This is a genomic window from Shewanella glacialipiscicola, assembly GCF_023283485.1.
GTDB lineage: Bacteria > Pseudomonadota > Gammaproteobacteria > Enterobacterales > Shewanellaceae > Shewanella > Shewanella glacialipiscicola.
Window position 1 is genome coordinate 1 of sequence record NZ_JAKILU010000043.1, and the last position, 10047, is coordinate 10047.

Annotated in this window: 7 protein-coding genes and 3 tRNA genes; 5 read left to right on the forward strand and 5 right to left on the reverse strand. The window is 43.7% G+C overall.

Annotation, left to right across the window (positions count from 1 at the left end):
- Positions 1-180 precede the first annotated feature (180 nt).
- The 3 genes from L2717_RS17695 to L2717_RS17705 all read right to left on the reverse strand — a co-directional run bounded on the left by L2717_RS17695 (position 181) and on the right by L2717_RS17705 (position 498).
- Positions 181-257, reverse strand: a tRNA-Met gene (locus tag L2717_RS17695).
- Between the two features lie 47 nt (positions 258-304).
- Positions 305-381, reverse strand: a tRNA-Met gene (locus tag L2717_RS17700).
- Positions 382-421: 40 nt separating this feature from the next.
- Positions 422-498 (reverse strand) — tRNA-Met (locus L2717_RS17705).
- 279 nt (positions 499-777) lie between these two features.
- Between L2717_RS17705 and rlmKL the strand changes: the two genes are divergently transcribed.
- From rlmKL to rmf, 5 genes are all read left to right on the forward strand, one after another.
- On the forward strand, positions 778-2907 hold the full coding sequence (rlmKL, locus tag L2717_RS17710) for a bifunctional 23S rRNA (guanine(2069)-N(7))-methyltransferase RlmK/23S rRNA (guanine(2445)-N(2))-methyltransferase RlmL (RefSeq protein WP_220772910.1): 2130 nt from the start codon (positions 778-780) through the stop codon (positions 2905-2907).
- The gene (locus L2717_RS17715) at positions 2900-3154 is read left to right on the forward strand and encodes a glutaredoxin family protein (RefSeq protein WP_220772911.1); all 255 of its coding nucleotides are present in this window, start codon (positions 2900-2902) and stop codon (positions 3152-3154) included. Before rlmKL ends, L2717_RS17715 begins: the two co-directional genes overlap by 8 nt.
- A gap of 1 nt (position 3155) precedes the next feature.
- Positions 3156-5081, forward strand: coding sequence for an ABC transporter ATP-binding protein (locus L2717_RS17720; RefSeq protein WP_220772912.1), 1926 nt, complete (start codon positions 3156-3158; stop codon positions 5079-5081).
- Positions 5082-5109: 28 nt separating this feature from the next.
- Positions 5110-6939, forward strand: a complete 1830-nt coding sequence (locus L2717_RS17725) for a DUF3466 family protein (RefSeq protein WP_220772913.1) — start codon at positions 5110-5112, stop codon at positions 6937-6939.
- A 187-nt stretch (positions 6940-7126) separates the two neighbouring features.
- A complete protein-coding gene (gene rmf, locus L2717_RS17730) occupies positions 7127-7303 on the forward strand; it encodes a ribosome modulation factor (RefSeq protein WP_006082074.1) in 177 nt (58 codons plus the stop codon).
- 113 nt (positions 7304-7416) lie between these two features.
- Here the strand turns inward: rmf and fabA are convergent, their stop codons facing one another.
- Both fabA and L2717_RS17740 read right to left on the reverse strand, forming a co-directional pair.
- Positions 7417-7932: a bifunctional 3-hydroxydecanoyl-ACP dehydratase/trans-2-decenoyl-ACP isomerase gene (gene fabA, locus L2717_RS17735; RefSeq protein ID WP_220772914.1), complete on the reverse strand. Its 516-nt coding sequence runs from the start codon at positions 7930-7932 to the stop codon at positions 7417-7419.
- A 74-nt stretch (positions 7933-8006) separates the two neighbouring features.
- On the reverse strand, positions 8007-9740 hold the full coding sequence (locus tag L2717_RS17740; RefSeq protein ID WP_220772915.1) for an AAA family ATPase: 1734 nt from the start codon (positions 9738-9740) through the stop codon (positions 8007-8009).
- Between the last annotated feature and the right edge of the window lie 307 nt (positions 9741-10047).

The following is a 10047-nucleotide window of genomic DNA, read 5'->3' on the forward strand; positions in this document are numbered from 1 at the left end:
GAGCCCGACGAGCTACCATACTGCTCCATCCCGCGTCCGATTGTTGCTGTTGATGACTGTTTTAATTCTGTCATCTAAGAATTGGTTGCGGAAGCCGGATTTAAACCTGCGACCTTCGCCTCTTATTTATAAAGAGTTGAGCCCGATAAGCTGTTTCTCATTATCAACACATATAGAAAGTGGTTGCGGGAGCCGGATTTGAACCGACGACCTTCGGGTTATGAGCCCGACGAGCTACCATACTGCTCCATCCCGCGTCCGATTGTTGCTGTTGATGACTGTTTTAATTCTGTCATCTAAGAATTGGTTGCGGGAGCCGGATTTGAACCGACGACCTTCGGGTTATGAGCCCGACGAGCTACCATACTGCTCCATCCCGCGTCCGATATCTATCTGTATTACTTCACTATTTACTTTTAAATGGTTGCGGGAGCAGGATTTGAACCTACGACCTTCGGGTTATGAGCCCGACGAGCTACCATGCTGCTCCATCCCGCGTCCGTCTTCAAAGCGGGGCAGACTATAACGGCAGAGCGCTGGCAATGCAAGGACGAAGATTGAAAAAGGTGGTGAACGCTTAAATATAAAGCGAGGTGGGGGGCTTTTATACGATTTCAACATAAGTTGGCGATTTTTCGTCGATGATCTTAGACCAATTTCGTCGATGATCTTAGACCAATACAGTGACTAAATGGGGCATTGCTTAATAACTGTTTATCTTTTATGTATCCGAGCAGGTATAATGTCGCTTTGATTTTGACTGCGTACTGATATCCCATGTTTAATTTTTTTGCTGCCGCCCCTAAGGGCTTTGAATATAGCTTAGCCCAAGAGCTGATAGAATTTGGTGCGACTGAAGTAAAAGAGAGTGTTGCAGGTGTGTATTTCACTGCCCCCTTAGCTTTAGCGTATCGTATTACTTTATGGACACGCTTAGCCAGCCGTATTGTGTTGGTTATCTATAAAGGTAGCTGCGAGTCGGCAGAGCAACTCTATAACGCAGCCTATTGTGTCGACTGGCCTGCACATTTTTCGAATAAATGCACTTTTAGTATCGATTTTCACGGTACGGGTGGCTTTATCAATAATACCCAGTTTGGTGCTTTAAAGATTAAGGATGCGGTGGTTGACCGTTTTCGTGACGATGATATCGAACGTCCAAACGTGTCGCGCGTCGACGCTGACTTTAAGATCGATGCACATTTCCGTAATGGCGTAATCACCATCGCAATAAACTTTTCCGGCCCATCGTTACATCAACGTGGTTATCGTTCAACTACGGGTGAGGCGCCCTTGAAGGAAAATTTAGCTGCCAATATGCTAGTGCGCAGTGGCTGGCAAGCAGCGCCTTCGACGTTACTCGATCCTTTTTGTGGTAGCGGAACTGTGCTAATTGAAGCGGCGTTAATGGCAGCGGATATTGCCCCAGGTTTACAGCGTAGTCGTTTTGGTTTTGAACACTGGCGTCGCCATGATAAAGCGGTGTGGCAAAACGTTGTTGAAGAAGCCAAAGCACGTGCTTCAGTCGGCCTTGAACGTTGTGGCATTAAATTTTATGGCTCAGATGTTGATGCGCATTTAATTGGCGTTGCCAAACGTAACGCTGAAAATGCTGGTGTACTGCAATTAATTGATTTTAAAGTCGCCGATGCGTTGACGATAGAGCCTCCTGCCGCAACGGGATATTTGATCACTAACCCACCTTATGGTGAGCGTTTAGGTAATGTGTCTGAGTTATTGCAATTGTACTATCAGCTCGGTGACAAGTTTAAAAAAGAGTTTGGCGGCTGGAAAGTGGCCATGCTATGTAGCGATATTGAACTGATTTCATCACTCAAGCTTAAAGCTGATAAACAGATGAAGATGTTCAACGGCGCCTTAGAATGCGTGTTTAACATCTATACCTTGCATGCCAATAGCACCCGCCGTGACACACCTGTGCTACCCGATGGCGTAGACATTGCCGATATTGCCCCTGCGTTTGCTAACCGCATTAAAAAGAATGCCAAGCTATTAGAGAAATGGGCCCAAAAAGAAGGTATCGATAGCTATCGTATTTATGATGCTGATATTCCTGAATATAATGTCGCGGTAGATAAATATCTAGATTACGTGATTATTCAAGAATATATGGCGCCAGCGACCATACCTGAAGCTGTGACTAAACGTCGCTTAAGCGATGTATTGCTGGCACTGCCGTCGGCGATTGGCATCAACCCGAACAAGATGATCATGAAGACTCGTGAACGTCAAAAGGGCGCGAGTCAGTATCAAAAGCTGGATGAGCGTAAATTAGAGCTCATTACCACTGAATATGGCGCTAAGTTCAAATTGAACTTAACGGGTTATTTGGATACAGGTTTGTTCCTCGATCACCGCTTAACACGTCGTTTAGTGGGACAAAAATCTAAGGGGCGCCGCGTACTTAATTTGTTTTCTTATACCGGTTCTGCTTCAGTGCATGCGGCGCTTGGCGGTGCTAAATCAGTAACAACCGTCGATATGTCAAATACTTATATCACATGGGCAAAGGACAACTTTGCACTCAATGGTTTGCAAGGCAAACAATATGAGTTTGTGCAGTCTGATTGCATGCAGTGGATTAGAGATTGTCGTGAGCAATACGATCTGATTTTTATCGATCCACCGACGTTTTCTAACTCTAAAAGGATGGAAGACTCCTTTGATGTACAGCGCGACCATGTAAACTTGCTGGCATCTTTAGTCAAACTGCTTAGTCCAGCAGGTGAGTTAGTGTTCTCTAACAATAAACGCAAGTTTAAGATGGACATAGAGACACTGACAAAGATGAATATCAAGGTGACTAACATTGATGACATCACGTTACCGATGGATTACAAACGCAACCCGCATATCCATAACACCTGGTTGCTAACCCATGCCTGAGTTGACTCAAACAGAGTTAGATAACAGGCCTTATCTGCTATATCACACCGACGGTTGCCATCTGTGTGAACTGGCCGCGGCGTTATTGGACGCGGCCGACATTAACTATCATGCCATCGATATATGTGATGATGCATACCTCGCGCAGCGTTATGGCGTATCGATTCCTGTGCTGAAAGCCAGGAACGATAACGAGTTACATTGGCCATTTAACGCAACGCAATTACAAGAGTTTACAGGAGCTTAGTTTGAGTCTGGTTCGTATCAATAGTGGCTCTTTAGCCTATGGTTACACTCCGTTATTACAAAAAGCGGATTTTACTATTCAACGCGGCGAGCGCGTGTGTATTGTTGGCCGAAATGGTGCTGGCAAGTCGAGTTTATTAAAGGTGTTGTCTGGTGATGTGTTGCTGGATGAAGGTGAATTTAACATCGCTGGTAATGTTACTGTTAGCCGCCTACAGCAAGATCCCCCAAAAGCTGAGCAAGGTACTGTGTACGCTTATATTGCTGCGGGCTTAAAAGAAGTCGGACAGGCGCTTGAGCGATATCATCAACTGTCTCACGATGTTGCCCATGCTTCGCCTGAGCAAATGGATCGTATGCTCAATGAGATGCAAGGCCTGCAAGAGACGTTAGATCACTACAACGGTTGGCAATTAGATTCACGTATTCAACAAAATTGTGAGTTATTAAGTCTAGATCCCGACAAATTATTAAGTGAGTTATCGGGTGGTTGGCAACGTAAAGTGGCCTTAGCAAGAGCATTGGTCAGCGAGCCTGATTTGCTATTACTCGATGAGCCGACTAACCATTTAGACATAGATACCATTGAATGGCTTGAAAAGTTTTTACTTGATTATCAAGGTGCTATTGTTTTTATCAGCCATGATAGGGGCTTTATTGCTCGTATGGCGACGCGTATTGTCGATTTAGACCGTGGCGTTGTGACATCATGGCCGGGCAACTATCAAGCTTATCTTGATGGTAAGCAAGAATGGCTACGTGTCGAAGCTGAAAAAAATGCCTTATTTGACAAACGCCTAGCCGATGAAGAAGTATGGATCCGTCAAGGTGTTAAAGCCCGCCGTACCCGTAACGAAGGTCGAGTGCGCGCGCTTAAAGCCCTACGTGACGAACGCAGTGAGCGTTTGAATCGCCAAGGTAACGCTAAAATGGCGGTGTCGGATACTGAGCGTTCAGGTAAGTTAGTGTTTGATGTTAAAGATCTAAATTTCAATTTACCAGACAAAAATCTGGTTAAGAATTTCAATACTACAGTGATCCGTGGTGACCGTATTGCGCTGATTGGTCCGAACGGTTGTGGTAAATCGACGTTGATTAAACTATTAATCGAGAAGTTACAGCCACAATCTGGCGAGATTAAAGTTGGGACTAAGTTAGATATCGCTTATTTTGACCAATATCGTGAGGCGTTAGATCCTGAACAAACGGTTGAGGAAAACGTCGGCGAAGGTAAAAAAACCATCACGATTAACGGTCAAGACCGTCATATTTTAAGTTACTTACAGGACTTCTTGTTCTCACCAATGCGCGCGCGAACGCCAGTTAAAGCGTTATCGGGTGGCGAGAAGAACCGTCTGTTACTGGCTAAGCTACTCATTCGTCCAGCAAACTTAATCATACTCGACGAACCAACCAACGATCTTGATATTGAGACCCTAGAATTGTTAGAGTCGCTGCTAACTGAGTATCAAGGCACGCTTTTATTGGTGAGCCATGATAGGGCATTTATCGACAATACCGTCACCAGTAGTTGGTGGTATGCGGGTAATGGCCATTGGAGCGAGTATGTGGGTGGTTATCAAGATGCGGTGAACCAAGGAGCAAAATTTTATTCTGAGGAACCTAGTGCACAAAAGGCGGTCGAAGCACCTGCAGTTGAAACTAAACCAGTAGAAGTAAAACTTGCTGAGCCAGTTCAAACAGTAAAAAAATTGTCATACAAGTTACAGCGTGAGTTAGAGTCATTACCCAGTATGATGGAGCAGCTAGAAGCGGATATCCTCGCGCTACAAACCACCATTGGTCACGCAAACTTCTATAGCCAGACGCAAGATAAAGTGAATCAAGTGCTAAGCCAATTAGCAGATAAAGAAAAGCAGTTGGAAGTTTGCTTCGAGCGATGGGAAGAGCTTGAGTCACTGAAGTAAACCAATAATAAAAATGGGAATAGAATTAATGAAGTCAACGTTGGATAAAGCCCTTTCCTTGGTAGCCTTAGGTGTCCTTGGTGTATTGAATAGTGCTCATGCTGCACCTGTGTATGAAATTGTTAACCTAGATAACTATGATTTACTCGGTACTCTTGAGGGGACGCGTAATGGCTATGCTTTAGGCATCAATGCCAATGATGAGTTAGTCGGTATTTCTAAGGGTAAGAAAAAGCTCAGCACTTCTGATGTAGAAGATGGCATCATTGATATTGAAGATGGCATCGCTCCCGAAGAAACCATCACCTATTCAATTACCGAGGCAATAGTTGCGAATAACTTTGCCTTTACTGCCGCGCAAAATGGTGCAACAGGTGCTTGGTTACCAACGTTTGACAGTATTAATGGCACTACACAGCCAAGCGATACCACAGTCATTAACTCGGTTGATACCTTTTATTATGGTATCAATGATGCGGGCATCAAAGTCGGTAATATGACGGCGCCTGAAAAGAAAGTCGACAATACTGCAACGACTAATGTCGCTGATGATTACTGGTATTACCGTGACTATGAGTTTCGCGGTATTGCGAAACAGGGTGACACCGAAATTCCATTAATCCCTCCTTATACGCAATTTGTTAAGGACGATAAAACGGTTGAGCTTGGCGGTTGGTCAGCAGCATCTGCGGTAAATAACAATAATTTAGTCGCGGGTTATGCTAGTACTGCTATCAGCAAATACGGCAGCGATCGTGTGACTAATTGTTTAGGCACAGATAATACCTTGCCGTTGGATATTTGTGTGCAACGTGAGCAATATCCTAATGCTTCAGGGACACGTAATATTCAATATCAAACCCGTGCTTATGTGTGGCAAATTGATAACAATATCGCGATAGGCACTCCGTTACCCTTAGGCTTTACGCCTGCGGCAGATGATACAGTTACTTATACTGCCCAGGCTATTGGGTTAAATAATGCCGGTGTCGCCGTTGGGCGCTCGCACGTTTACCGTTATGGTGATACAAGAAATTTACGCCAAGATGCCGCTTACTGGGCTAAAGATGCTAATGGCGAATATCAATATCACTGGATCCCAGTTCGTGACAATGATGTTAATAGCTCTACAGCTTATGCTATTAATGATAATGGCCTCGTGGTGGGAAGTTATCGTAGTTACATACAAGGTTATGCACGGGATAAGTTCTTCTATTTTGATTCAACTCAAGCAGATGCAACCATAGTAACGCCAAATGACTTTGCAGCAAAAACGAGTGATCTTTCAAGCAAGCCAAAAGATATTAATAATAAAGGTCAAGTGGTTGGTTATATTGAAACCACGTATGACAAAGAAAAACCGCGGCCTAAAGCGGGTTTTTTGTATGATAAACCAACAGATGAGTTCAGTAATATTAATACATTATTGACCTGTGAATCTAAGGGTTACGAGAAAAATAGTGATGGAAACTGGGCTCGTCATCAGGTAGAAATACAGGACGGTTCGGGTAAGCAACTGCAATACAACGCAGATATTGTGGTTGTTGAAGGTGCTAGCATCAACGAAGAAGGAACCATTGTCGGTACCGCTTTTATTCGCAAACCTGCTTACCAATTTGATAAAAATGGGAAAGTGATAATTGGTGATAATGGCTTGCCGTTATTTGAGTTAAATGGAAATGGCGATCCTGTAACGGCATATCTCCCACGCATGGTTGTGCTTAAACCAGCAACAAGTGGCGTGGCTTGTACTGTTGAAGATAATGCCGATAAGGGTAATTATGAACGTAAAGGCGCTGCATCCTTAGCTTGGTTATTTGCCTTGCCATTATTGTGGTTCCGTCGTCGAATTCGTTAACTTTTAAGATTCAATTCAGACTAAAAAAATCGAGGCTAAATGCTTCGATTTTTTTTAGCTAAGATCTCAGTAGCTTAATAAATAGTCAGTAAAATGGCCGATTTTTTGATTGATCTTGGGGTCAAAAAGCACTATTCCTATGGGTGAAGCTTTTGCTTCTATTTTATGTAGAACAGAGGACGCTTGCATGAAAAGACAAAAACGAGATCGTTTAGACAGAGCTTTTTCAAAAGGATTCCAAGCTGGTGTGGGTGGGCGCTCTAAGGAGCTCTGTCCTTATGCAAATCTTGATTCGCGATCGCAGTGGTTAGGTGGTTGGCGTGAAGGTGTGGATGGCCGAGTTAATGGGCTATTTAATAAATAAGTGAGCCTAAGCTCATTAATTAAATAGTCCAGAACACGCAAAGTAATGCAGCATATTGCCCTCAGTCGAGGGCAATTTTATCTATCACAAAGCTGATATTGCAGACTAGGGGATTAAAACGTAGAAGTGTCGCTAAATACACCAACTTTAAGATCTGTAGCGCTATAAATCTGACGTCCATCGACTTCGAGAACCGCATCAGCAATACCCATAACCAGCTTACGATGAATAGTGCGCTTGATATTGAGCTTGTAAGTCACTTTTTTTGCACCAGGCAATACTTGGCCTGTGAACTTCACTTCACCTACGCCGAGTGCACGGCCTTTACCTTCAGCTCCTTCCCAGCCCAAATAGAAGCCAACTAACTGCCACATGGCATCTAGGCCTAAACAACCGGGCATCACAGGGTCGGTAATGAAATGGCAGTCAAAAAACCATAAGTCTGGATTAATATCGAGTTCAGCGACAATTTCACCTTTGCCAAATTCACCGCCATTATCATTGATGGTGACGATTCTATCTATCATCAGCATGTTGTCGACAGGAAGACGGGGTGAGTTCGGGCTAAATAATTTCCCATGACCACAGGCTATGAGTTCTTCTTTATTGAAACTGTTTGCTTTATTCATTATTTTACTACTCCAGCAATAAGAGGGGCCAAGATTAGCGAACACGTGTAAGCTAAACAACTCCGATCAGCTAATTAACGGCGAAAAAATCCTAATTTTGCGAGTAATCTCGTAATTAGGCCGATTTCCTCTTCACCATTCCCTGCAAGTTTGTCTAATCTCTCCTGCACTAGGCCATATAATGAGTCGTGTGGAAAATCATTATCTTCATCGGCGACACCCGCTGGCATTTGCATTAATAGTTCAACCGCCTGATCCATATGCTCAATGGCATAGATGTGAAATAGGCCTTTGCTTACAGCTGTAATCACTTTGGGATTAAGATTAAGCTGTAATATGTTCGATTTGGGCATAATCACACCTTGCTCGCCCGTTAGACCTCGTCTTTCGCATAGGTTAAAGAAACCTTCAATTTTCTCATTGATGCCGCCAATCGCTTGTACATTACCAAATTGATCCAAGGCACCGGTAATCGCCAGTGACTGAATAATCGGTTGTTCGGCAATCGCTGACATCAAACAGCAGTATTCAGCGAGTGATGCGCTATCACCATCAATTTCTTGATAGGACTGCTCAAAAACGATATTTGCATTTAGGTGTAATGGTGCGTCTCGTCCAAAAATACGATACAAGCAGGCCGAGAGGATCATCATTCCTTTGGCATGTATATTGCCACCAAGTTCAGATTTTCTTTCAATATCGGCTACTTCGCCATCACCATAATGGACTGAGGCTGTGATACGTGCCGGCTCGCCATAACTGTAATCGATGGCATCGATCACGGTTAGACCATTAATCTGACCGACCATAGCCCCAGACGTTGGCAGATTGATGAAGTTATCATCAAAGCTCTGGCCTGAATATTCTTCAGAACTATTATGGCGATAGTTGGCTTGGATTAACGCGTGTTCAATGCTGTTGGCATCGATACTTGTTTTGCCGCTATATGCCTTAGCCTGTGCCATAAGTTGAGCAAACTCGAGCATAGACAAGCTGAGGCGACGCTGGTGCTCGGTTAATCGTGTGCTGTAACTGAATAGTGGCGCTAAACTCGATTGTTCTAAGGTAACATCAACACTTTGGGCTACAGCCTGTAGCCATGCAACGTATTGTGATTCCTTATAACGGATCAAATCGATTTCACTGGCAAGCTCAGCTAACAGCGTAAAGTGACGTTGAAATTGCCAATCTTCCGTTCTCACTTGACTATAAATCATCCCTGCGCCCACTAAGACAATTTTACAATTTAGTGGAATAGGGCTTAAGGTATTACTAATCTGGTATTGTTTATGGGTGAGGATTTGCATCACTAAATCCCATAAACTTTCACGTTTCCACAGCGATTCGGCACAAATAAACACATAATGACATTGTGCTAGAGCACCTGCTTGATATTGACTCGTCGTCCCTGTTTGTAGCATGCGACCTATGAGATCAACGCGACGAATATTACCGCTTAGATAACGATAGTTAGTCGTTTTTTCGGTAATCATTTTTTGATTATCCAGCGGTTTCTCTAATTGCCATTGAAATTTTACCGCGTTATCAATCTGGCTGGGTGCCACTAGATACATTGCCGGTAAGGGAGCTAGGCTATTAACGCAGGCTTGGATCATCAGCTGGCGGTCAATGCCGGGATAATCGGCCAAATAAAGCTGCTGGTCAATAATGGCATGGTGGAGTTTAAACGCATCCACAGCACGTTCTTGGCCTAAGAGTAATGCGCTTAGATTGGCAGCCGTTTCAGAAATAGGTGGCAGGCTAAATTCAGGTGCGAGTGAAGACGAGGGTATCAAGAGTGAATTCATATAAGCATTTACCATGAAAAGTTAATCTGATTTTACCATACCCAAACGACAAGTCTCTCACTGTATAGATATTTTTGTGCCTGTTTTGCCGATTATTCACCAAAGTTAACGAGAAATTTGCCGTAAAAAACATCGAGCTGGCCATAAGATGAGCATTTGATTCAATAATTTTAAATTGAGGTTTACAATGCCCTACGATGCTTATATTATTTGCAGCGTTCGGAGGGGTGGCAGAGTGGTTTAATGCACCGGTCTTGAAAACCGGCGTGGGTTTATAGCCCACCTAGGGTTCAAATCCCTACTCCTC